General features: G+C 72.0%; 17 protein-coding genes. 9 read left to right on the top strand and 8 right to left on the bottom strand.

Going from position 1 to position 23297, the window contains the following annotated elements:
* Nucleotides 1-9 precede the first annotated feature (9 nt).
* Complete coding sequence (locus tag P2424_RS10605) at nucleotides 10-288, bottom strand: hypothetical protein (RefSeq protein ID WP_276475519.1); 279 nt, start codon at nucleotides 286-288, stop codon at nucleotides 10-12.
* Nucleotides 289-512: 224 nt separating this feature from the next.
* Between P2424_RS10605 and P2424_RS10600 the strand changes: the two genes are divergently transcribed.
* The 3 genes from P2424_RS10600 (at nucleotide 513) to P2424_RS10590 (ending at nucleotide 4999) form a co-directional block, all read left to right on the top strand.
* Entirely contained in the window at nucleotides 513-2204 is a 1692-nt protein-coding gene (locus P2424_RS10600) for a beta-N-acetylhexosaminidase (RefSeq protein WP_276475518.1), read from the top strand.
* Between the two features lie 281 nt (nucleotides 2205-2485).
* Nucleotides 2486-3730: a helix-turn-helix transcriptional regulator gene (locus tag P2424_RS10595; protein ID WP_276475517.1), complete on the top strand. Its 1245-nt coding sequence runs from the start codon at nucleotides 2486-2488 to the stop codon at nucleotides 3728-3730.
* 708 nt (nucleotides 3731-4438) lie between these two features.
* Nucleotides 4439-4999, top strand: coding sequence for a hypothetical protein (locus tag P2424_RS10590; protein WP_276475516.1), 561 nt, complete (start codon nucleotides 4439-4441; stop codon nucleotides 4997-4999).
* A gap of 102 nt (nucleotides 5000-5101) precedes the next feature.
* Here P2424_RS10590 and P2424_RS10585 read toward each other — a convergent pair whose 3' ends face one another.
* The 4 genes from P2424_RS10585 to P2424_RS10570 form a co-directional block, all read right to left on the bottom strand.
* On the bottom strand, nucleotides 5102-6268 hold the full coding sequence (locus P2424_RS10585) for an acyl-CoA dehydrogenase family protein (protein ID WP_276475515.1): 1167 nt from the start codon (nucleotides 6266-6268) through the stop codon (nucleotides 5102-5104).
* Between the two features lie 2 nt (nucleotides 6269-6270).
* On the bottom strand, nucleotides 6271-7296 hold the full coding sequence (locus P2424_RS10580; RefSeq protein WP_276478915.1) for a hydroxymethylglutaryl-CoA lyase: 1026 nt from the start codon (nucleotides 7294-7296) through the stop codon (nucleotides 6271-6273).
* A gap of 98 nt (nucleotides 7297-7394) precedes the next feature.
* Nucleotides 7395-9578 (bottom strand): biotin carboxylase N-terminal domain-containing protein, encoded by a 2184-nt coding sequence (locus tag P2424_RS10575; protein ID WP_276475514.1) that lies wholly within the window; start codon nucleotides 9576-9578, stop codon nucleotides 7395-7397.
* A gap of 118 nt (nucleotides 9579-9696) precedes the next feature.
* Nucleotides 9697-11373, bottom strand: coding sequence for a carboxyl transferase domain-containing protein (locus P2424_RS10570; protein WP_276475513.1), 1677 nt, complete (start codon nucleotides 11371-11373; stop codon nucleotides 9697-9699).
* Nucleotides 11374-11547: 174 nt separating this feature from the next.
* Between P2424_RS10570 and P2424_RS10565 the strand changes: the two genes are divergently transcribed.
* The 3 genes from P2424_RS10565 (at nucleotide 11548) to tesB (ending at nucleotide 14561) form a co-directional block, all read left to right on the top strand.
* The gene (locus P2424_RS10565) at nucleotides 11548-12246 is read left to right on the top strand and encodes a TetR/AcrR family transcriptional regulator (protein ID WP_276475512.1); all 699 of its coding nucleotides are present in this window, start codon (nucleotides 11548-11550) and stop codon (nucleotides 12244-12246) included.
* 154 nt (nucleotides 12247-12400) lie between these two features.
* Nucleotides 12401-13558 carry an acyl-CoA dehydrogenase family protein gene (locus P2424_RS10560; protein WP_276475511.1) on the top strand — a complete coding sequence of 386 codons (1158 nt, stop codon included), beginning with the start codon at nucleotides 12401-12403 and terminating at the stop codon, nucleotides 13556-13558.
* 43 nt (nucleotides 13559-13601) lie between these two features.
* A complete protein-coding gene (gene tesB, locus P2424_RS10555; RefSeq protein ID WP_276475510.1) occupies nucleotides 13602-14561 on the top strand; it encodes an acyl-CoA thioesterase II in 960 nt (319 codons plus the stop codon).
* On the opposite strand, the gene P2424_RS10550 is transcribed toward tesB, so the two are convergent.
* On the bottom strand, nucleotides 14528-15352 hold the full coding sequence (locus tag P2424_RS10550; protein ID WP_276475509.1) for a phosphatase: 825 nt from the start codon (nucleotides 15350-15352) through the stop codon (nucleotides 14528-14530). The genes tesB and P2424_RS10550 overlap by 34 nt on opposite strands.
* A gap of 112 nt (nucleotides 15353-15464) precedes the next feature.
* Here P2424_RS10550 and speB point away from each other — a divergent pair, with 112 nt between their 5' ends.
* Both speB and P2424_RS10540 read left to right on the top strand, forming a co-directional pair.
* Nucleotides 15465-16457: an agmatinase gene (speB, locus tag P2424_RS10545; protein WP_276475508.1), complete on the top strand. Its 993-nt coding sequence runs from the start codon at nucleotides 15465-15467 to the stop codon at nucleotides 16455-16457.
* 550 nt (nucleotides 16458-17007) lie between these two features.
* Complete coding sequence (locus P2424_RS10540) at nucleotides 17008-20802, top strand: ABC transporter ATP-binding protein (protein ID WP_276475507.1); 3795 nt, start codon at nucleotides 17008-17010, stop codon at nucleotides 20800-20802.
* A gap of 84 nt (nucleotides 20803-20886) precedes the next feature.
* Here the strand turns inward: P2424_RS10540 and P2424_RS10535 are convergent, their stop codons facing one another.
* Nucleotides 20887-21114: a hypothetical protein gene (locus P2424_RS10535; protein WP_276475506.1), complete on the bottom strand. Its 228-nt coding sequence runs from the start codon at nucleotides 21112-21114 to the stop codon at nucleotides 20887-20889.
* 16 nt (nucleotides 21115-21130) lie between these two features.
* A complete protein-coding gene (locus P2424_RS10530) occupies nucleotides 21131-21628 on the bottom strand; it encodes an NUDIX domain-containing protein (RefSeq protein ID WP_276475505.1) in 498 nt (165 codons plus the stop codon).
* Nucleotides 21629-21786: 158 nt separating this feature from the next.
* Between P2424_RS10530 and P2424_RS10525 the strand changes: the two genes are divergently transcribed.
* On the top strand, nucleotides 21787-23214 hold the full coding sequence (locus P2424_RS10525; RefSeq protein ID WP_276475504.1) for a S28 family serine protease: 1428 nt from the start codon (nucleotides 21787-21789) through the stop codon (nucleotides 23212-23214).
* Nucleotides 23215-23297: the final 83 nt, after the last annotated feature.

Genomic DNA, 23297 nt, shown 5'->3' with positions numbered 1-23297 from the left:
GCTCCGCGCTCAGCCGTACACGATGCGGCGGAGCTGTCTGAGGGACAGCTCGGGCGGTGCGACGGCCCGGTGTGGCAGCTCGGCCTCGATACGTTCGAAGATCTCCGGGTTCGCCAGGCCCTTGGCCTGGAGCTCGCGGTGCCGACGGCGGACGAACTCGGTAGCCGTCTCGTCGAAATACGACAGGACGTCCAGCACCACCCGGACCGCCTCGCCGCGCTGCAGCGGCGTGGTGCGGACCAGGTGGTCGATGAGGTCGTCGTGGACCGGTGTCGGGGCGTCGAGCACCCGTCGATACTGCGGTTTCCGCGTCCCGATCGCAAGAAATCTGCCCGATAGCGGGCACGGCGTGGCGAAAACGGACCAGAATAGGTACGTACCGATCCCTTCCCGGCTTCATGTGCGGCCGTCAGTATGACGAAGTGTCCTGAACACGGCTTTCGTTGAGAGTGCGCCACCCCGGGTGAAGGACCGTTCACCCGGGCCCGCCGCGGATCCCGGAGGGATCGCTGATGGGACGACGACTCACACCGTTACTGGTCCTGTGCGCCTCGCTGCTCGCCGCCTCCGCACTGCCCGCCACCCCCGGCGCAGCCGATGCGGCCTCCGCGCGTGCCAGAGCCCGGCCCACACCACTCGATCAGGTGATACCCGCACCCGCCTCGGTGCAGGAACGGGGCAGGCCCTACACGCTCACCCCGCGGACGGTGATCCGCGTGCACACCGCGGCCGACCGGGCGCCCGACCGCCGCGGGAACCGGCCGCAGCATGGCGGGCCGGACAGCGGCACCACGAGCACCGCGCAGGAGGCGGGGTCCGCGCGGGCGGCACGGGAGGTGGCCGAGCAGCTCGCCGCACTGCTGCGGCCCGCCACCGGCTACCGGCTGCCCATCACCACCCGCCCCGGGCGCGACGGCATCCACCTGCGGCTCGACGGCGACCGGGCGCCGGGCGGCGAGGGCTACCGGCTCGAGGTCGATGCCCACGCCGCGCGGCTCACCGCCCGGGACGCCGCCGGGCTCTTCCACGGGGTGCAGACCATCCGGCAGCTCCTCCCCGCCGCCGTCGAAGCCCGTACCGAGCAGCCCGGCCCCTGGCAGCTCGCCGGGGGCGTCATCACCGACACCCCGCGCTTCGCCTACCGGGGCGCCATGCTGGACGTCTCCCGCCACTTCTTCCCCGTCCCGGCGGTCAAGCGGTACATCGACCAGCTCGCCCTCTACAAGATCAACACCCTCCATCTGCACCTCTCCGACGACCAGGGCTGGCGCCTCGCCATCGACTCCTGGCCCCGGCTGGCCGACTACGGCGGCGGCACCGAGGTCGGCGGCGGGCCCGGCGGCTTCTACACCAAGGCCGACTACCGCGCGATCGTGCGCTACGCCGCGGCCCGGCATCTGACCGTCCTCCCCGAGATCGACATGCCCGGACACACCAACGCGGCACTGGCCTCCTACGCCGAACTCAACTGCGACGGCGAGGCGCCGCCCCGCTACACCGGCACCGAGGTCGGATTCAGCTCCCTGTGCGTGCCCCTGAAACGGACCTACGACTTCGTCGACGACGTGCTCCGCGAACTCGCGGCCCTCACCCCCGGCCGCTACCTCCACATCGGCGGCGACGAGGCGCACTCCACCAGCCACGAGGACTACGTCGCCTTCATGCGGCGGGTACAGCCCCTCGTCGCCGCACACGGCAAGCAGGCCGTCGGCTGGCACCAGATCACCGCCGCCCCCGCTCCCGGCACCGTCGCCCAGTACTGGGGCTACGACCGGACCGGAGCCGAGGAGCGCCGCCAGGTCGCCGAGGCCGCGCGGCAGGGCACCAGGCTGGTGCTCTCCCCGGCCGACCGGGCCTACCTGGACATGAAGTACGACAAGAACACTCCGCTGGGGCTCTCCTGGGCCGGATATGTGCCGGTGCGGCGCTCCTACGACTGGGACCCGGCCCGCTATCTGGAAGGAGTACCCGAGGAAGCCGTTCTCGGAATCGAGGCGCCGCTGTGGTCGGAGACCACCGAGACCAGCGCACAGCTCGAATACCTGGCCTTCCCGCGCCTGCCGGGGCTGGCCGAACTGGGCTGGTCGCCCGCCGCCACCCACGACTGGGACGGCTACCGGGAGCGCCTGGCCCGGCAGGGCAGCCGCTGGGAGCGGATGGGAATCAACTACTACCGCTCACCTCAGGTCCCCTGGCCCCGCTGACCGCACCCGGGGCGGTACCGGGTCCGCGGCGCCGTCACCGCGCGGCGCCGCGGGCCCTGCGGAGACCCCAGACCCCTGCGGAGCCCGCTTCGAGCAGTTCCATCGGCTCGCCGGCGCATACCCGGTTTTCGAGTCGCCGTTCCCACCGGAATGCCGCGCTGCCTGCCCGCTTCGCGGGTGCGGCTCACCATCGGCGACGAGGTGCGCTCTCGGCCTGGGTACAACTACGGCCCCACGCCCATATCCTGGCGGCGTCGAGCCGTGCAGAGAGGGGCAAGGCAGTGTCTCGAGATGGTTCCCCGATCCCTGACACCGAGCCGCTGGCATTCGGCCAGCGGATGCAGATCCTCCGCGAACGGCGTGGCATCCCGCGCACCGTGCTCGCCGGCCTGCTCGGCATGTCGCCGAGCTGGGTGAAGCAGGTCGAGAACGGTCGGCTCCAGACCCCGAGACTTCCCATGATCCTGCGCATCGCCGAGATCCTCCGCGTCCGGTCCCTCGCGGAGCTGACGGGCGACCGGCGCGCGGACGTGGATCTCTTCATCGGTCCCGGGCATGCACGCCTTCCCGCGGTCGCCGCGGCAGTGGGTCGCTTCCCTCTGGACCTCGGACGGGAAGCGTCCCCGCGCGAGCATGTCGCCGCTCGGCTGGCCCAGGCATGGACGGCGCGGCACCAGGCGGCGAACCATCGAGACGTCATCGGCGTGCTCCTGCCCGATCTGATCCGCGACGCGCAACTCGCCGTGCGCCAGGCGGACACAGCCGCTGACCGGCGGGCCGCACAGGCCGTGCTGTCCGAGGTGTACTGCCTGGCGCAGTTCTTCGTCGCCTACCAGCCGGATCCGGCGTTGCTGTGGCGCATCGTCGAGCGTGCCATGGTCGCCGCGCAGGAGTCGGAGGATCCGCACGCCATCGGTGTCGCCGCGTGGCTCACCGCCCAGGCTCACCGCGACTCCGCACAATTCGATGCCGCCGACGCCGTCACGATGGGCACCCTGGAGTACCTCGAGTCCGGCCTTCCTGACGCCGGTCACGAGGTTCTCGCCATCGCGGGGGCATTGGAGTTCGAGGCGGGATACACCGCGGCCCGGCGGGGCGACACCGGATCGGCGTGGGGATGGTGGGACAAGGCCCGTGCGAAGGCCCTTCGGCTGCCTGAGACGTACTACCACCCGGTCACGTCCTTCTCGCGACCCATCATGGACGCCCACGCCCTGACGATCGCCGTGGAGCTCCACGCAGGTGGCGAGAGTGCGCGGCAGGCGGCCGCTGCGGACGCCACCACGATCCCCTCCCGGCCCCGCCGCTCCCGGCACCGTATCGAGGAGGCGCGTGGCTACCAGTTGGACGGGCAGCCGGAGGCGGCGCTGGCCACGCTGGACAAGGCGTTCGAGGCGGCCCCGGAAACGATCCGCTACAACGGCTACGCGCGGCGGATCGTGCTGGAGGAGACAGAGGCCAGGAGCCCGGAGCGGCGGCGCAGGGCCGCCGAACTCGCGGTGAGGATCGGCGTCCTGGCGGCCTGAGCGTCACCCGTATGGAGGGGGCACATTCTGTGTCTCCTCTTGCTCGCTGCGACTCCTACGTTCGGTGACTGTCTGATCACTCAGCAGAGGAGTCGTCATGGATGCCGAACGGCAGGACACCCCGCGCCACAGGCGTGGTGACTATGTGGTGGATGAGGCGACGCGGCAGGTGGTGCCGTCCGAGGTGCCATGGGTGGGGCGGGCCCAGCTTGTCTGCGGTGGTTCTCCGGCGCGGTATGTCCTGGTGGCTCCGACCGGCGGTGAGTGGCGGGCTCGCCCGGAGGACGTGCGTCCTGCCACGGCCGGGGAGTGTGCGGAGCACGACGCCGCGTTGGAGCGGAGACTTCGCGGGTTGCGTGAGCTTGGACGGCGGTTGGTGGGGAGTCGTCGGGTATGAGCGCGCTGCGGGTCCGGGTCTCCCGTGATGGAGGTCGCACCTGGGGGCGGTGGCGCCGACTGCGGGGCCGTGGACGTTGCGCTGTCAGCTCGGCGTGGCCGCCGTGTCGGTGTGCGCGTTGCTGGGGAGGGGGCGTTCGCGGTGTCGGCTGAGTCCCGGGCGAGAGTGCCTCGGCGCGGTGCCTGGTACGGCACCTGCCGTCGTTGCGCGCAGCCCCTCGAACTGACCAGCAACCGTAAGGGGAAGGGGCGCGTGGTCAGTGCTCGTTGCCGATACTGCCTGCCCGAGGCCGCCGCTCGGGAGAGTGAGTCGTGACCGCTGGCCAGGATGTGCCGCTCGTTCTGTTGGGGGTCGTGGTCGAGGGGCTGGGACAGCACGGGGACGGCGCCGAGGTGGCCGCCCCCACCGTGTGGACGGATGCACCGCTTGCCGAGAGGACGGCGGTTCTCTCGCATCTGGCGTGGCGGGCTCGGGGTGCGGAGATCCGGTATCCGGCCACGCATCCGGCCAGTCGTCTGGCGTTGGCTGCCGAGCGGGAGGCGTGGGCGTGGGGAGTGGCCCGCGATGCGGGCGTGGGTCTTCCGCCGGTCCGCTTCGGTCTGTACTGGCTGGCGCATGATCCGCCACCCGTGCAACTGGAGGCGTGTGTGCGGCTTCTGGCCGCTGCCCGCACCGGGGCGCTGCCCGCAGCTCCCTACCGCTGTGCGGTCTGCCCCGCCAGGTGGGATCTGCGCCTGGTCATCCATGCCCGGTGCACCGGTCCCGGTTTGGAGGAGTGGCGGTGCGGGGTGTGTGCCCGGCTGCCTGTCGATCCCGATGCCGTTCCGGAGTCGGTCGACGCCCTCTATCGCCGCAACCGGCACCACGAATGACGGCCAGAACCCCGCCCCGGTCGAAGCATCAAGGGCGCGCATCCCTCCGGGACGGGGGGGCGGCCGGGGCCGGGGGCTCTGTTCAGCCGCGGGGTACGGGGGTCACTCGCCCACGCCCAACTCGCGGGCCACCAGCATGCGCTGGACCTCGCTGGTGCCCTCGCCGATCTCCAGGATCTTCGCGTCCCGCCACATGCGTGCCACCGGGTACTCGTTCATGAATCCGTAGCCGCCGTGGACCTGGGTGGCCTCACGGGCGTTGGTGACGGCGCTCTCGGAGGAGTACAGCTTGGCCAGCGCCGCCTCCTTCTTGAACGGCTCGCCGGCCAGCAGCCGGGCGGCTGCGTCCCGCCAGGCCACCCGGGAGGTGTGAGCCCGCATCTCCATGTCCGCGATCTTGAATTGGATGGCCTGATTGGCGCCGATGGGCTTGCCGAACGCCGTACGGGTGTTGGCGTAGCGGACCGACTCGTCCACACAGCCCTGCGCGAGCCCGGTGGCCAGCGCGGAGATCGCGATTCGGCCCTCGTCCAGGATCCGCAGGAACTGGGCATAGCCGCGGCCCTGCTCGCCGAGCAGATTGGCGCGGGGTACGCGCACATCCGTGAAGGACAGCTCATGGGTGTCCGACGCGTTCCAGCCGACCTTCGAGTAGGCGGGCGCCACCGTGAACCCAGGGGTGCCGGAGGGGACGATGATGGTGGAGATGCGCGGGCCGCCGTTCTCCTTGCGCCCGGTGACAGCGGTCACCGTGACCAGGCCCGTTATGTCCGTGCCGGAGTTGGTGATGAAGGACTTGCTGCCGTTGATCACCCATTCCCCGGCTTCCTCGTCCAGGACAGCGGTGGTGCGGGTGCCGCCCGCGTCCGAACCGCACTCCGGCTCGGTCAGTCCGAAGGCGCCCAGCAGCTCGCCCGCGCACAGCCGGGGCAGCCACTCCTGCTTCTGCTCCTCGGTGCCGAAGAGGTACACGGGCATCGCGCCCAGCGACACCCCCGCCTCCAGCGTGATGGCCACTGAGGAGTCGACCCGGGCCAGCTCCTCCAGGGCGAGGCAGAGCGCGAGGTAGTCGCCGCCCATCCCGCCGTACTCCTCCGGGAAGGGCAGGCCGAACAGGCCCATGGAGCCCATCTGCTGGACGATCTCGTACGGGAACTCGTGCCGCTCGTAGAACTCACCGATCTTGGGGGCGACCACCTCGTGGGCGAACTCCTCGACGGTGCGGCGCAGTTCCTCGTGTTCGGGGGTGAGGCGGTGGTCGAGTGCCATGCTCACTGCTCCTTGCGGGCGGGGGAGTCCGGGGTGTTCCGGGACTCCGCGGAAGAGGGGGAAGCGGAGGAAGCGGCCGGGCCGGCGAGGGCGCGAACCGTCCGGGAGGGGCTGGGGCGGCCCAGCTGCTGCGCCATCCAGGTGCTGGTGGCGCTGAGCCGGGCCAGGTCGACACCCGTCTCGATGCCGAGGCCGTGCAGCATCCAGACCAGATCCTCGGTGGCGAGGTTGCCGGTGGCGCTCCTGGCGTACGGGCAGCCGCCCAGCCCGCCGGCCGAGGCGTCCACCGTGGCCACTCCGTGCTGGAGTGCCGCCAGGGTGTTGGAGAGCGCCTGGCCGTAGGTGTCGTGGAAGTGCACGGCGAGCGTGGGGCCGCCGGGCGGAGCGGAATCGGCGGGCACGCCCGAAGCGGGCAGCCCTGCCGTACCGAGCGCCGTGAGCAGCGCGTGGACATGGCCGGGAGTGGCCACGCCGATCGTGTCACCCAGGCTCAGCTCGTCGCAGCCCATCCCCGCCAGCGCCCGGCACACCCGCACCACCTGGTCGACCGGGACCGGGCCCTCCCACGGGTCGCCGAAGCACATCGACAGATAGCCGCGCACCCGGAGGCCCGCGCTCTTGGCGCGCGCCACCACGGGCTCGAACATCTCCAGCGCGCCGTCCACCGTGCGGTTCAGGTTGGCCTTGGCGAACGACTCCGTGGCGCTCGCGAACACCGCCACCTCCCGCGCGCCCAGCGCCGACGCGCGCTCCAGGCCGCGCGCGTTGGGCACCAGCACCGGCAGCCGCACCCCCTCCAGCTCTGCCAGGCGCGGATACAGTTCCTCCGCGTCGGCGAGTTGGGGGACCCACTTGGGATGCACGAAGCTGGTGGCCTCCACGGTGCTCAGCCCGGCCGCGGCGAGCCGCCGGATGAACTCCGCCTTCACCTCGACCGGGACGATCGCCGACTCGTTCTGCAGCCCGTCCCGCGGCCCGACCTCGTGGATCCGCACCCGGGTGGGCAGCCCCTCCATGGGGAAGACCATCGGCAGCTCACCCGGGGTGCCGCCGCTGTCCGCCGGGCCGGCGGCCGGAGCCGCGGGGCGCCCCGGAGCGGTGTGTTCCGCAGAGTTCGTCGCGTCCGTCATCCCATCGCCTCCGTCGCCGCTTCCGTTCCGGTCGCCGGTGCGCCGTCGGCGGCCGGGTCCACGACGGCGAGCACCTGGTCCATCGCCACGGTGCTGCCCGCCGTGACTTCCAGTTCGGCCACCCGGCCCGCGTGCGGTGCCGTGATCACGTGCTCCATCTTCATGGCCTCCACCACCAGCAGGCTCTGGCCCGCGGCGACCTCGTCGCCGACGGCCGCCTTGACCACCGTGACGGTGCCCGGCATGGGCGCGGTCAGCGCGTCGGCACCGTGTGCGCCACCGGCCCGCCGCAACGCGTCCGCCACCGGGTCGTGGTCGCGCACCTGCCAGGCTTCGCCGTCCCTGCCCAGCCACACGCCCGGGGTGTCACCGTCCCCGCATCGGACGCGGCTGAGGGTGCGGCTCATGCCGTCCCAGTCGAGCCGGACGGTCGGGCCGTCGGTCTCGGTGCCCGGTGCCAGCCGCGCCCGTACCGGGGTGGCGCCGTCGACGCTGACCTCCATCTCGCCCGGCGCCGGTAGTTCCTCGGGGCGCCTGCCGTCCGGTGCGGTGGGCCGGACCCGGACCGCCACGGGGTCGCGGCCCGGTACCCGCAGCGAGTGCACCGTCCATGCCCGCTGCCCGCCGAGCCGCCACCCGGACGGCACGGAGAACGGGCTGACCCAGCCGCCGGCCGCGGACGCGGCGGCCGCATTCTGCGGCGGGCCGATCGGGGGCTGTGCCGTCCCGGCCCCCGGAGCGAGCGCCGCCTGCCGCAGCAGTGCTGCGGCGCCGTACACCTCGTCGGGCACGCTCCCGGGCAGCAGTTCGGCCGCCACGCGGTCCACCAGACCGGTGTCCAGGTCGCCGGAGGCGACCTCGGGGTGGCCGAGCAGGGCGCGCAGGAACGCCGTGTTGGTCTCCACCCCGAGCACCGTCGTGCGGGCGAGTGCCGCGCGCAGCCCGCGCAGCGCGGCGGCCCGGTCGGGGCCCCAGGCGATGACCTTGGAGAGCATCGGGTCGTAGGTCGTGCCCACTTCGGTGCCCTCGGCGAGCCCGGAGTCGGTGCGCACCCCGTCGCCCTGCGGCTCCTCCAGCAGCAGCACCCGCCCGGCCGAGGGCAGGAAGTCCACGTGCCCGTCCTCGGCACCGGGCGTGCGCCGCGCCGTCTCCGCGCAGATCCGGGCCTCCACCGCGTGACCGTCGAGGGCGATCTCCTGCTGCCCGAAGGGCAGCGGCTCCCCGGCGGCCACCCGCACCTGCCACTCCACCAGGTCCAGCCCGGTGATCAGTTCGGTGACCGGGTGCTCCACCTGGAGCCGGGTGTTCATCTCCATGAAGTAGTAGGACCCGGAGCCGTCGCCCGGCACGATGAACTCGACCGTGCCCGCGCCCCGGTAGCCGCACGAGCGCGCCGCGTTCACCGCCGCCTGCCCCATCGCCTCGCGTGTCGCCGCGTCGAGCAGCGGGCTGGGTGCCTCCTCGATGATCTTCTGGTGGCGGCGCTGGAGTGAGCACTCGCGCTCGCCCAGGTGCAGGACGGTGCCGTGGCCGTCCGCCAGGACCTGGATCTCGATGTGCCGCGGTCGGTCGATCCACCGTTCCACGAGCAGTCCGTCATCGCCGAAGGCGCCCTTGGCCTCGCGCCGCGCCGCGGCGATCTCGTCGGGCAGTGCCGCCTCGTCCCGCACCAGCCGCATGCCCTTGCCGCCGCCGCCCGCCGACGGCTTGAGCAGGACCGGCAGACCCGTCTGCCGGGCTGCGGCGGCCAGTTCGGTGTCGGTCAGCCCGGTGCCCGCGGAGCCGGGCACCACCGGCACCTCCGCCGCGGACACGGTCTCCTTGGCGCGGATTTTGTCGCCCATCAGCTCGATGGCCTCCGCGGGCGGGCCGATGAAGACGAGGCCCGCTTCGGTGCAGCGCCGGGCGAACGCCGCGTTCTCGGCGAGGAAGCCGTACCCCGGATGGACAGCTTGGGCGCCGCTGCGGCGGGCCGCCTCCAGCAGCCGGTCCGCGCTCAGATAGCTGTGGACCGCCGCAGCGGGCCCGATCCGCACGGCGGTGTCGGCCTCCCGCACATGGCGGGCGTCGGCATCCGCGTCGCTGTGCACCGCGACGGAGCGGATGCCGAGCCTGCGCAGCGTACGGATCACCCGCACCGCGATCTCGCCGCGGTTGGCGACCAGCACCGTGTCGAACATCGGCCCTCTCCTCGTCCTCACGACCCCGTGGCTTCCGGTCCCGGAGGGCTCCGCCCCGGTGGTGGATCCGGCCACGTCCGCGGTCCGTTTCGCGTTCGGCTGTGTCACGTCCGGCCCCTCACATCCGGAAGACGCCGAAGCGGGGCGCCTCCGGATCGCGTCCGGGCAGCGGGGCGTTCGCGCAGGCGGTCAGGGCCAGCCCCAGCACCTGTCGGGTCTCCAGGGGGTCGATCACCCCGTCGTCCCACAGCCGGGCCGTGGCGTAGTAGGCGTTGCCCTGGGATTCGTACTGTGCGTGGACCGGTGCGCGGAACTCCTCTTCCTCCTCGGCGCTCCACTCCTCGCCGCGGGCCTCCAGCTGGTCCCGCTTGACGGTGGCCAGCACCGAGGCCGCCTGCTCTCCGCCCATCACGGAGATCTTGGCGTTCGGCCACATCCACAGGAAGCGTGGGCTGTAGGCCCGGCCGCACATCGAGTAGTTGCCGGCGCCGTAGGAGCCGCCGATCACGACTGTCAGTTTCGGCACCCGGGCGCAGGCCACCGCGGTGACCATCTTGGCGCCGTGCTTGGCGATGCCGCCCGCCTCGTAGTCCTTGCCGACCATGAAGCCGGAGATGTTCTGCAGGAAGAGCAGCGGGATGCCGCGCTGGTCGCACAGCTCGATGAAGTGGGCGCCCTTCTGGGCCGACTCGGAGAAGAGGATGCCGTTGTTGGCGACCACACCGACCGGGTGGCCGTGTACGTGGGCGAAGCCGGTGACCAGGGTGGTGCCGTACTCCGCCTTGAACTCCTGGAACCGCGAGCCGTCCACCACGCGGGCGATGACCTCGCGCACGTCGTAGGGGGTGCGGGAGTCGGCGGGGACCGCGTCGTAGAGACCGGCCGGGTCCAGGGCCGGTTCCTCGGCGGGGCGCACGCACCAGGGCAGGGCCGCGGCGGCGGGGGGCGCGGGGAGGGTGGCGACGATGTGGCGGACGATGCGCAGCGCGTGCGCGTCGTCCTCCGCGAGGTGGTCGGTCACTCCGGAGATCCGCGAGTGCGTCTCGCCGCCGCCCAGCTCCTCGGCCGTCACGACCTCACCGGTCGCCGCCTTCACCAGTGGCGGCCCGCCGAGGAAGATCGTGCCCTGCCCGCGCACGATCACCGCCTCGTCGCTCATCGCGGGGACGTAGGCGCCCCCCGCGGTGCAGGAGCCGAGGACCGCGGCGATCTGCGGGACACCGGCGGCGGACATCCGGGCCTGGTTGTAGAAGATCCGGCCGAAGTGGTCCCGGTCGGGGAAGACATCGTCCTGCATGGGCAGGAACGCGCCGCCGGAGTCGACCAGGTAGAGGCACGGCAGCCGGTTCTCCAGGGCGATCTCCTGCGCGCGCAGGTGCTTCTTGACCGTCATCGGATAGTAGGTGCCGCCCTTGACCGTGGCGTCGTTGGCGACGACGACCACCTCGCGGCCGGCCACCCGGCCGATCCCCGCGATCACTCCGGCGGCGGGCGCCGCGTCGTCGTACATCCCGTCGGCCGCCAGTGGCGCGATCTCCAGGAAAGGGGAGCCGGGGTCCAGCAGCGCGTCCACGCGATCCCGCGGCAGCAGCTTTCCGCGCGCCGTGTGCCGCTCGCGTGCCCGGGCTCCACCGCCGAGCCGGGCACGCGCGAGTTTCTCCCGGAGCTGTCCGGCCAGTTCGCGGTGGGCCCTGCGGTTCTCCCCGGCGGAGTCCGAGCCGGGGTCGAGGGTGCTGCTCAGGCGCGGCGCCGCGGGTCCGTGCCCGCTCACGTCCCGCACTGCTCGCTCGTTCATCCGACCGGCCCCCTCGCTCGCACGACACCACGCCCTTTCCGCCGCACCACCTCATGTCCGGCACGGCGCACCACGAGTCGACGCGGCCAACGCGATCACCGTGGCCGGCGAAGGCGGTTAGTCATCGTTAACTCGACGCCTCAAGGTTAACGCTGACTAACGCGGCTGTCTAGAATGGTCCGCATGAGCACGAAGACGGCAGGCACGGCCGCACCCAGCCGGCGGGAGCAGATCCTGCGGGAGGCCGCACGGCTCTTCGCCGAGCGCGGCTTCCACGGGGTGGGGGTCGACGAGATAGGGGCGGCGGTCGGCATCAGCGGCCCCGGCCTCTACCGCCATTTCGCGGGCAAGGACGCGATGCTGGCCGAGCTGCTGGTCGGGATCAGCCGGCGGCTCTACGACGGGGGGCGCCGCCGGGCCGAGGAGTCGTCGGCGGCGGATCTGCCGCCGGGTGCCGCGCTGGACGCGCTGATCGAGGGGCACATCGACTTCGCGCTGGACGACCGCGAGCTGATCACCCTGCACGACCGCGAGCTGGACCGGCTGCGGGAGGCCGACCGCAAGCAGGTCCGCAAGCTCCAGCGGCAGTACGTCGAGCTGTGGGTCTCGGCCGTCCGTGCGCTGTACCCGGGACTGACCGAGCTGGAGGCCCGGGTCTCGGTGCACACCGTCTTCGGGCTGCTGAACTCGACGCCGCACCTGAGCGGCCCCTCGGCGCTGCCGGACCGGGAGACGACGGCGGCGCTGCTGCACCGCCTGGCCCGGGGTGCGCTCTCGTCGGCCGCGCCCGCGCCGGAGGGGCCGGGCGGCGGCCCCGTGGTGCGGGCCGCGTACCCGCCCGCGGGGCACGGGGAGCCGGGCGCCCCGGTCTGACGGCAGGCGAGGCGGTTCTCCTCCGGGGGTGGGTCGGCCACGGCCCGCGGCCGGCTCCGGTTCGCCCTGGACAGCTGAGGTGACTGCTCGGTAGCTTTGACGCGTGTAGGCTGAGCAAGCGCTTAGCCATGCCGAGGCGACGAGGAGGCGTGCTGTGCGCCGCACGGTGTTCAACGAGGACCACGAAGCGTTCCGCCGGACGATCCGCGACTTCATCGCGGCGGAGGTCGTCCCCCACTACCCGCAGTGGGCCGAGCAGGGCTACGTCCCCAAGGACTTCTACAAGAAGCTCGGCCAGCTCGGCGTCTTCGGCATCGAGGTCCCCGAGGAGTACGGCGGCGCGGGGGAGACGAGCTTCAAGTACAACGCGGTGATCACCGAGGAGTGCGCCCGCGCCGGGGTCAGTTTCGGCGGCTCCAGCGTGCACACCGCGCTCTGCCTCCCCTACCTGCTCAAGTACGGCTCCGAGGAGCAGAAGAAGCGCTGGCTCCCGGCCTTCGTCTCCGGTGAGATGATGACCGCGATCGCCATGACCGAGCCGGGCACCGGTTCCGACCTGGCCGGGATGAAGACCACCGCCAAGCTGTCCGAGGACGGCACGCACTACATCCTCAACGGCGCCAAGACCTTCATCACCGGCGGCGTCCAGGCCGACCGGGTGCTGGTCTGCGCCCGCACCGCGGCTCCGGACCCCGCCGACCGGCGCGGCGGCATCTCCATCCTCGTGGTGGACGCCAGGAGCGAGGGCTACGCGGTCGGCCGCAAGCTGGAGAAGCTCGGGCTGCGCTCCTCCGACACCGCCGAACTGTCCTTCACCGACGTCAAGGTGCCGGTCGAGGACCTGCTGGGCGAGGAGGGCAAGGCGTTCTCCTACCTCACCCACAATCTGCCCCAGGAGCGGCTGGGCATCGCGCTCGGCGCCTACGCGATGTCGGCGGCGGCGGTGCGCTTCGCCCACGAGTACGTCAAGGAGCGGACGGTCTTCGGCAAGGAGGTGGCCTCCTTCCAGAACACCAAGTTCGTGCTCGCCGACTGCAAGTCCGACGTGGACGCGATGCAGGCAGTCGTGGACCGCGCGCTGGAGGCGCTGGACGCCGGTGAGCTGACCCCCGCGGACGCCGCCTCGGCCAAGCTGTTCACCACCGAGACCGCGGCCCGGGTCATCGACAAGTGCCTCCAGTTGCACGGCGGATACGGCTACATGCTGGAGTACCCGATCGCCAATCTGTACGCCGACACCCGCGTCTCGCGGATCTACGGCGGCACCAGCGAGGTCATGCGCTCCATCGTCGCGAAGTCGATGGGCCTGTGAGCGGCCCGGCGCCGACACGGCTGCACCGGGCGGCCGCGGCGACATGAGCCAGGAACTGACCGACCTGCTCGATCTGCTCGACCTGGAGCGGATCGAGCAGGACATCTTCCGGGGCAGCAGCCGCGCCTCCCTGGTGCCCCGGGTCTTCGGCGGGCAGGTCGCGGCGCAGGCGCTGGTCGCCGCCTGCCGCACCGTCCCGGCCGGGCGGCTGCCGCACTCTCTGCACGCGTACTTCCTGCGTCCCGGGGACCCCGGGGCGCACATCGTCTACACCGTGGACCGGATACGCGACGGCCGCTCCTTCACCACGCGCCGCGTGGTGGCGGTGCAGCACGGGCAGCCGATCTTCCATCTGTCCGCCTCGTTCCAGACGCACGAGGAGGGGATGGAGCACCAGGAGCCGATGCCCCCGGCGCCCGATCCGGAGACGCTGCCGACGGCTGAGGAGACGGTGCCGCGCTACCGGGAGCTGTTCGTCGACCCGCAGGTGCCCGAGCGGCTGCTGCGGGCGCGGGCCGCGGTGGATCTGCGGTACGTCGAGGAGCCGCCGTTCGCCCGGGTCGGCAGCCGGAGCGAGCCGCGCTCCCAGGTGTGGTTCCGCACCAACGGGAAGCTGGACGGCGAGCTGGACGACCCGATGCTGCACATCTGCCTGGCGACCTACGTCTCGGACATGACGCTGCTGGACTCCGTGCTGCTCGCGCACGGCAGGGGCGGCTGGGCCGTCGGTGACGTGGTCGGGGCCTCGCTGGATCACGCCATGTGGTTCCACCGCCCGTTCCGGGCGGACGAGTGGCTGCTCTACGACCAGGAGTCGCCCACGTCGCAGAGCGGCCGGGGGCTCGGCAAGGGACGGATCTTCACCCGTGACGGGCGGCTCGTCGTCTCCGTCATCCAGGAGGGTGTCGTCCGGGTTCCCCGGGCACGGCGAGCGGAGGAGCCGGGTGCCGCGGCGGGGCGGGCGGCGGCTCAGCCCGCGAGCCCCGCGGCGGACAGCAGGTAGGCGGTCATCGGCTCGTAGTAGCGCGGGTCGACCACGTGGTCGTCCAGGGGCACGGCGACCTCCAGCGTGCCCTCCGCCTCGCCCAGGAAGAGGGCGGGGTCGTTGCAGTCGGCGAATCCGACGGTGGTCAGCCCCTGCTGGGCGGCCCGGCCCGCCCAGCCGTGGTCGGCCACCACCAGGTCGGGCAGCGGTTCGCCGGCCTGTTCCAGGCCCAGCAGGACGCCCGCCATCGGCTGGGGGGAGTGCGTGTGCCACAGGGAGGCGCCCCGTTCGTAGACGGCGACGCCCTGGAACTGGACGATGACGCCCTCGTCGGCGAAGACCCGCAGCGGGGTGCGGACGATGTCGCAGCCGGCCGCGCGCAGCGCGGTGGCGAGGGTGCCGTGCATGTCCAGCAGCGCGCCGGGGTGACCGGTGGCGAACAGCACCCGGGCGCGTGCCTCCGCCGCCTTCCGGAGTTCGGCGGCTGCCCGGTCCAGGGCCGCCACGGTCAGCTCCGGGTCGATGGTGTCCTGGCCGGTGCGGTAGTCCGGGTCGTCGTTGACGCCGCAGCGTTCCGCCATCACCGCGAGGACGTCCTGCTCGTCCGCCCAGCGTTCGCCCAGTTCCAGGCCGAGCCAGTAGTGGCGGTCGCCGTTGGCGAGCTTGCGGTAGTGGGAGAGGTTGTTCTCCCGCGGCGTGGCGACGTCCCCCGCGATCCGGGCGCGCACCAGGTGGCTGGTCAGCTCGGCACGGGAGGGCGCCGGCGGGAGCGGCAGGGCCAGGGGCACGGGCGAGAGCGGCTGCGACATGTACCCATTGTGGCTCGTACTGTCGCTCGATGGACGGAGTGTCCAAAAGGCGGGGAACGCTCCTGCGAACCGTCCAACGGCGGACGCATGCGTTCCGCCTAGGCTCGACGGTATGACCAGCAGCGACATACCTACCCCCGACAGCGCTCCGACTCCCCGCGGCCCCGTCGACTCCTCGCGGGTGCCCCGCTACGCCGGTCCGGCGACCTTCGCGCGGCTGCCGCGGATCGACGAGACGGGCGGCCGTGCCGACGTCGCCGTGGTCGGCGTCCCCTTCGACACCGGTGTCTCCTACCGGCCGGGTGCCCGGTTCGGCGGCAACGCGATCCGGGAGGCGTCCCGGCTGCTGCGGCCCTACAACCCGGCGCAGGACGCCTCGCCGTTCGCGCTGGCGCAGGTCGCGGACGCCGGGGACATCGCCGTCAACCCGTTCGACATCGGCGAGGCCGTCGAGACGGTGGAGGAGGCGGCCGGCTCCCTGCTGGACTCCGGCGCCCGGCTGATGACGCTGGGCGGCGACCACACCATCGCGCTGCCGCTGCTGCGCGCGATGGCGCGCAAGCACGGCCCCGTCGCGCTGCTGCACTTCGACGCGCACCTGGACACCTGGGACACCTACTTCGGTGCCGCCTACACGCATGGCACTCCCTTCCGGCGGGCGGCCGAGGAGGGGCTGCTGGACACCGCGGCGCTCTCCCACGTGGGCACCAGGGGTCCGCTGTACGGGAAGCGCGATCTGGACGACGACGCGAAGATGGGCTTCGGCATCGTCACCTCCGCTGATGTGATGCGTCGCGGCGTGGACGAGGTGACCGACCAGCTCCGGCAGCGCATCGGTTCCCGTCCGCTGTACGTGTCGGTGGACATCGACGTGCTCGATCCGGCGCACGCTCCGGGTACGGGCACGCCGGAGGCGGGCGGGATCACCTCGAGGGAGCTGCTGGAGATCCTGCGTGGACTCTCCGACTGCCACCTCGTCTCGGCCGACCTGGTGGAGGTCGCTCCCGCCTACGACCACGCGGAGATCACCTCTGTCGCGGCTTCCCACACGGCGTACGAGCTGACGACGCTGATGACGCGGCAGATCGCGGCCGCTCGGAGCTGACGGAAGCGCCCCGGATGAGTGGGTTCCGGCCGTGTTGCGGCCGCGGCCCCTCCGGCCGTTCGTACGTGTGCGGACGGTCCCCGCGCCCGGCGGGCGGACCGCTCCCGTTCGGGACGCCGAACGGCCCAGGTCGGCGGGGGCTTGACGGGGTTCTGGAAAACATCCGCTCAGTCACGCAGCGCCACTGGTTTAATACGGGACGTTACTGAATTTGATCGGTCGATGTGCATTTCGTGGAAGTTATCGACAGACTGCACAAGCGATCCCGCGGGAAGACGGCGCGGAGCGGTCGCGGAGCTGGCCTCGTGGGGGGTGCCGGCCCGCACGCACCCAGGGACGCGCCGTCGGTGGCCGGGGCGGCCACGGTGGAGCCACGCGCTCCCCTGGCCGCCTTCGGCCACTCTTCGTCCCTTCCCGGCCCCCGCTCCGCCTCCCGGCAGACTGTTCCCACCCGCTCCGGCGCGGTCCGGAATGAAAGTCCGCTCTCCCGATGTTGGGCACTCGGCAGGAACGGTAGGGCGCGGGCCGACGTGAAGGGACTGGGGACGCGGTGACGGAGGAGAGTGCGGGTGCGCCGGGCTGGGCCCGGCGACTGGCCGGATACTGCTGGCGGTACAGGCGCGCGGTGGTGCTCGCACTGGGCGCCTCGCTCGGCGGCATGGCCGTCATGGCGCTCGTCCCGCTGCTGACGAAGGTCATCATCGATGACGTCGTGGTCGGCGGACAGGGCGGCCTGTGGGTCTGGATCGGGCTGCTCGTCGCCGCGGCAGCCGTCATCTACGTACTGACCTACGCCCGCCGCTACTACGGCGGGCGGCTCGCGCTGGACGTCCAGCACGACCTGCGCACCGAGATGTACCGCTCGATCGTCCGGCTGGACGGCCGCAGCCAGGACGAGTTGTCCACCGGCCAGGTGGTCGGCCGCGGCACCAGCGACCTCCAGCTCGTGCAGAGCCTGCTGTTCATGCTGCCGATGATGATCGGCAACGTGCTGCTGTTCCTGGTGGCGCTCGTCGTGATGCTTGTCCTCTCGCCGCTGCTGACCCTGGTGTCGGTCGCGGTCTTCCCGCTGCTGTGGTGGGTCGCCGACCTGAGCCGCAAGCGGCTCTTCCCCGCCACCTGGTACGCGCAGCAGCAGGCCGGAGCGGTCGCCTCGGTGGTGGACGGCTCGGTCAGCGGCGTCCGCGTGGTCAAGGGCTTCGGCCAGGAGGCGCAGGAGACCGGGAAGCTCCGGGCCGTCAGCCGGAAGCTGTTCGCGGGCCGGCTGCGCACGGTGCGCCTCAACGCGCGCTACACCCCGGCCCTGCAGTCCGTACCCTCGCTCGGCCAGGTCGCCATGCTCGCGCTCGGCGGCTGGATGGCCACCCGCGGCGAGATCACGCTGGGCACCTTCGTCGCCTTCTCCACCTACCTGGCGCAGCTGGTCGGCCCGGTCCGGATGCTGGCCATGATGCTCACCGTCGGACAGCAGGCCAGGGCAGGTGTCGAGCGGGTCTACGACCTGATCGACACCGAACCGCAGATGGCCGAGAGCCCGCACGCCCGTGACCTGCCCGCCTCCGCGGACGCCTCCGTCGAGTTCGAGGACGTCAGCTTCGGGTACGCGGCGGACACCCCCGTGCTGGACGGCTTCAGCCTGCGCATCGAACCCGGCGAGACGGTCGCCCTGGTGGGGGCCAGCGGCAGCGGCAAGTCCACCGTCTCCATGCTGCTGCCGCGCTACTACGACGTCACCGGCGGCGCGGTGCGCGTCGGCGGGCGGGACGTGCGCGAGCTGACCCTGGACTCGCTGCGCTCCGCCATCGGGCTCGTCCCCGAGAATCCCTTCCTGTTCTCCTCCTCCCTCCGGGAGAACATCGCCTACGGCGCTCCCGACGCCACCGACGAGGAGATCCGCACCGCAGCGCGGGCCGCCCAGGCCGACCGGTTCGTCCGGGAGCTGCCGGACGGCTACGAGACCGCCGTCGGCGAACAGGGACTGACCCTCTCCGGCGGCCAGCGGCAGCGCATCGCGCTCGCCCGCGCCCTGCTCACCGACCCGCGGCTGCTGCTCCTGGACGACGCCACCTCGGCCGTGGACGCGCGCGTGGAGCACGAGATCCACGAGGCGCTGCGCGAGGTCATGGCCGGCCGCACCACCCTGCTGATCGCCCACCGCCAGTCCACCCTGGCGCTGGCCGACCGGATCGCGGTACTGGACGGCGGCCGGCTGGCCGACATCGGCACCCACGAGGAACTGGTCGAGCGCTGCGCCCTCTACCGGCGGCTGCTGACCGACCCGGACGAACTCGGCGACGTGGAGCGCGACCCGGCCGGAATGGCCGTGCACGACGCGCACGACACCGTCGACGGGGTGACCCCCGAGCTGTGGGTGCGCGAGCAGGAGCCCGGGACCGAGGGCGCTCCGCCGGGCGGCGGCAGCGGAACCGCCGCCGCGCAGGCCGGCCGGCCCGGAGCCTTCGGCGCCGAACTGGCGGGCCTGCCCGGCAGCCCCGAACTGCTCGCCAGAGTGGCGGCGCTGCCCCCGGCCGACGACCTCCCCGACGTGGACGAGGAGCGCGCGGAGCGGCGCGAGGACTCCTACGGGCTACGCCGCCTGCTGCGCGGCTTCGGCGCCGCCCTGCTGGTCGCCCTGGTCTTCGCCGCGCTGGACGCCGGGTTCGGGCTGGTGCTGCCCGTGCTGATCCGGCACGGCATCGACGACGGTGTGGAGAAGGGCGCGCTGGGCGCGGTCTGGTTCGCCTCCGGGCTGGCGCTGGCCGTGGTCGTCGCGCAGTGGGCCGCCCAGACCGGCTCGCTGCTGCTGACCGGACGCACCGGCGAGCGGGTGCTGTACGCCCTGCGGGTGAAGATTTTCGCGCAACTGCAGCGGCTGGGCCTCGAATACTACGAACGGCACCAGGCGGGTGCCGTGATGACCCGGATGACGACCGACGTCGACGCGCTCTCCACGTTCCTGCAGACCGGGCTGGTCACCGCTGTCGTGTCGCTGTTCACCTTCCTGGGCATCCTCGGCGCGCTGCTGGTGCTCGACGTCCAACTGGCGCTGGTGGTCTTCGCGACGCTGCCGCTGCTGGTCGTCGGCACCTACTTCTTCCGCCGGCAGAGCGTCAAGGCGTACGAACTGGCGCGGGAGCGGGTCAGCGTGGTCAACGCCGACCTGCAGGAGTCGGTCGCCGGGCTGCGGATGGTGCAGGCGTTCCGCGGCGAGGAGCGCGGCGCCGAGCAGTTCGAACGCCGCAGCGACGGCTACCGCCGGGCGCGGGTGCGCGGCCAGTGGCTGATCTCGGTCTACTTCCCCTTCGTACAGCTCCTGGCCGCCATGGCGACCGCCGCGGTACTCGTCGTGGGCGCCGGACGGATCGAGAACAACACGCTGACGGCCGGGGCCCTGGTGGCCTACCTGCTCTACATCGAGCTGTTCTTCGCGCCGGTGCAGCAGCTCTCGCAGGTCTTCGACGGCTATCAGCAGGCAGCCGTCTCGCTGCGCCGCATCCAGGAACTGCTGCGCGAGGAGAGCAGTACGCCCGTCGCCACCTCGCCGCAGGAGGTGACCGCGCTGCGCGGCGGGATCGAGTTCCGGGACGTGCACTTCCACTACGGCACAGAGGACCCCTCCGGCGCCCAGGGGGAGCAGGCGGCGCTCTCGGACATCCGGCTGACCATTCCGGCCGGGCAGACGGTCGCCTTCGTGGGCGAGACCGGTGCGGGCAAGTCCACTCTGGTCAAGCTGGTCGCGCGGTTCTACGACCCGACCCGGGGCGCCGTCCTGGCGGACGGCCGGGACCTGCGCGGCATCGATCTGACCGGCTACCGGCACCGGATCGGTGTGGTGCCCCAGGAGCCCTACCTCTTCCCCGGGACGGTGCGGGACGCCATCGCCTACGGGCGGATGGACGCGACGGACGCGGAGGTGGAGGCGGCGGCCCGGGGCGTCGGTGCGCACGACATGATCGCCTCCCTGTCGGGCGGCTATCTGCACGAGGTGGACGAGCGGGGCCGCAACCTCTCGGCCGGACAGCGGCAGCTGATCGCGCTGGCCCGGGCCGAACTGGTGGACCCGGCGGTCCTGCTGCTGGACGAGGCGACGGCGGCGCTCGACCTGGCGACCGAGTCGCTGGTCAACCAGGCCACCGACCGGCTGGCCGGGGAACGGACGACACTGGTGGTGGCGCACCGGCTGACGACGGCCGCGCGCGCCGACCGCGTGATCGTCCTGGACCAGGGCCGGATTGCCGAGGACGGCACCCATGAAGAGCTGGTGGCGCTCGGCGGGCGCTACGCCGAGCTGTGGCGGACCTTCGCCGGGGAGACGGCGGGCGGCTCCGAGCACGCCGTGGTGTGAGCCCGCGTGGTGCGGCGCCGTGGGCCCGCACCACGGGTGCCCGGCTGCCCGCGCCGCGGGCGCCGGGCGCTTCGCCTGGTGCGGTCAGCGTCCGCGGTTGCGCGGGTGCGCCCGGGCGGTGCGCTCGTTGCCGCGCTTGTAGTTGCCCGTCCAGCGGGCCATGACCAACTGCTCGTCTCCCGCAGCCACTTCCTGGAGGAAGCGCTGCGCCCGCCCGTCGCGCAGGGTGGTGACCGGGCGGCCTCTGTGGCTGATCACCACCGTCCCGGCGGGTCCGCGCTGCTCATAGGTGAATCCGTGTGGCTGCGGCATGCGCCGACAGTACGCCTCAGGCGTCGCACAGGCCGACCAGATATTCGTCCACTGTCTGCACCTGCCCGTAGGGCAGCGGCTCCGAACCGCTGCGCCAGTGCAGCGCGGAGATCTCCTCGGTCGGGGTGAAGGGCAGCACCTCGGACAGTTCGCCGGTGAAGACGGCGCCGTAGAGCACCCGCTGCTCGGGCCCCAGCGAGGTGCGTGCGAACCCGGCGAAGCGCAGGGCCGCCGGGTCGACCGCCTGGCCGGTCTCCTCGCGCAGCTCGCGGACGGCGGCCTGACGTGGGCTCTCGTCCTCCTCGATGCCGCCGCCGGGCAGCTCCCAGCAGGCGCGGCTGCGTACGTGCACCATCAGCAGCTTCTCGGCGTGCCGCACGACCAGCAGGACGTAGCCGACCGGGGCGTCCGGGAAGCGGGTCTCCTCGGGTTCGGAGTGGAAGGAGAGCAGCCGCATCTCGCGCGGGCCGGTGGCCAGCGGTGCGGGCGGGGTGGGAAGCGCGGAGTCGTCCATGGGCGGCAGCGTAACGGCGACCGCCGACAGGCCGGTTCGCACCGCTGAGCGGTGCTCGTTCACCCGTATGCGTACAGCGGGTCGGTGTCGGGGTCTGGCAAAGCCGGTCGGACGCCGATAGGTTCACGACGACTTTTGACGTAGTAAGGGGAGGGTGAATGCGTAAAACGCTCAGATGGCTGCTGTCTCTGGTGGTGCTGATAGGCACCTTCAGTGTCGGCAGCGCCTCGGCGGGGGCTGCCACCGCGGCCGATCCCGCGGCGGGCAAGGACATCAAGGACCGCATCCTCGCGGTGCCCGGGATGAGCCTCATCGAGGAGAAGCCCGTCGACGGTTACCGCTTCTTCCTGCTCAACTATGAACAGCCGGTGGACCACCGGCGTCCTTGGAAGGGCACGTTCAAACAGCGCATCTCCATCCTGCACAAGGACACGAACCGGCCCACGGTCTTCTTCACCAGCGGCTACAACCTCAACACCAACCCGAGCCGCAGTGAGCCGACGCAGCTGACGGACGGCAACCAGGTCTCCATGGAGTACCGGTTCTTCACGCCCTCCAGGCCCGAGCCCGCGGACTGGTCGAAGCTGACCATCTGGCAGGCGGCCAGCGATCAGCACCGCATCCACCAGGCGCTCAAGAAGATCTACCGCAAGAACTGGATCGCGACCGGCGGCAGCAAGGGCGGCATGACCGCGACGTACTACCGCCGCTTCTATCCGCGTGACATGGACGGGACAGTCCCCTACGTGGCGCCCAACGACGTCCGCAACGACGAGGACTCGGCGTACTACCGGTTCTTCCGCAACGTCGGCTCCAAGGAGTGCCGGGACCGGCTCAACGGCGCGCAGCACGAGATCTTCGAGCGGCGCGGCGCGATGGTCTCGCGGATCAAGGCGTGGGCCAAGGAGAACGACTACACCTTCAAGCTGGCAGGCAGCGCAGACCGGGCGTTCGAACTGGTCGCGCAGGACCTCGTCTGGGGCTTCTGGCAGTACCACCTGGAGAGCGAGTGCGACCAGGTGCCCGCCACCGACGCCTCCACGGACACGCTCTACAAGTGGGCCGACGAGATCGGCGGCTGGTCGGCCGGCACCGACCAGGGCATCACCCCCTACGTGCCGTACTACTACCAGGCGGGCACCCAGATGGGGTCGCCCGACTACGAGGAGCCGCTCCTCGACGACGTGCGCAAGTACCCGGGCCTGAACGTGCCGAGCACCTACGTGCCGCGCAGCATCCCGGTGGAGTTCAACAAGCACGACAGGGCGATGCGCGACATCGACCGCTGGGTGCGCCACCGCTCCTCGCAGATGCTCTACATCTACGGTGAGAACGACCCGTGGGGCGCCGAGCCGTTCCGTCCCGGCCGGCACACCGAGGACACGGCCGTCTTCTGGGCGCCCGGACAGGACCACGGCGCGCGGATCGCCACCCTCGAGGACGACGACCGGGCCGCCGCCACCAAGATGGTGCTGGAGTTCGCCGGACTGGACCACGACGCGGACAAGAAGAAGCCCGAACGTCTGACGAAGTACGACAGGAAGCTGGACAAGCCCCGGAAGCAGACGCTGGAACTGCGTCCCTGACGGGGAGCCGGCGTCCCTGACGCGGCTGCCGGCGGCGCCCTCCCTCTCGCGGCGGGGCGCCGCCTTCGCGTTCCGGACCGGAC

This window comes from Streptomyces sp. WMMB303, from assembly GCF_029351045.1.
GTDB lineage: Bacteria > Actinomycetota > Actinomycetes > Streptomycetales > Streptomycetaceae > Streptomyces.
Note: the sequence above shows the minus strand (reverse complement) of the source record. Positions and strands in the feature narration are given on the sequence as shown.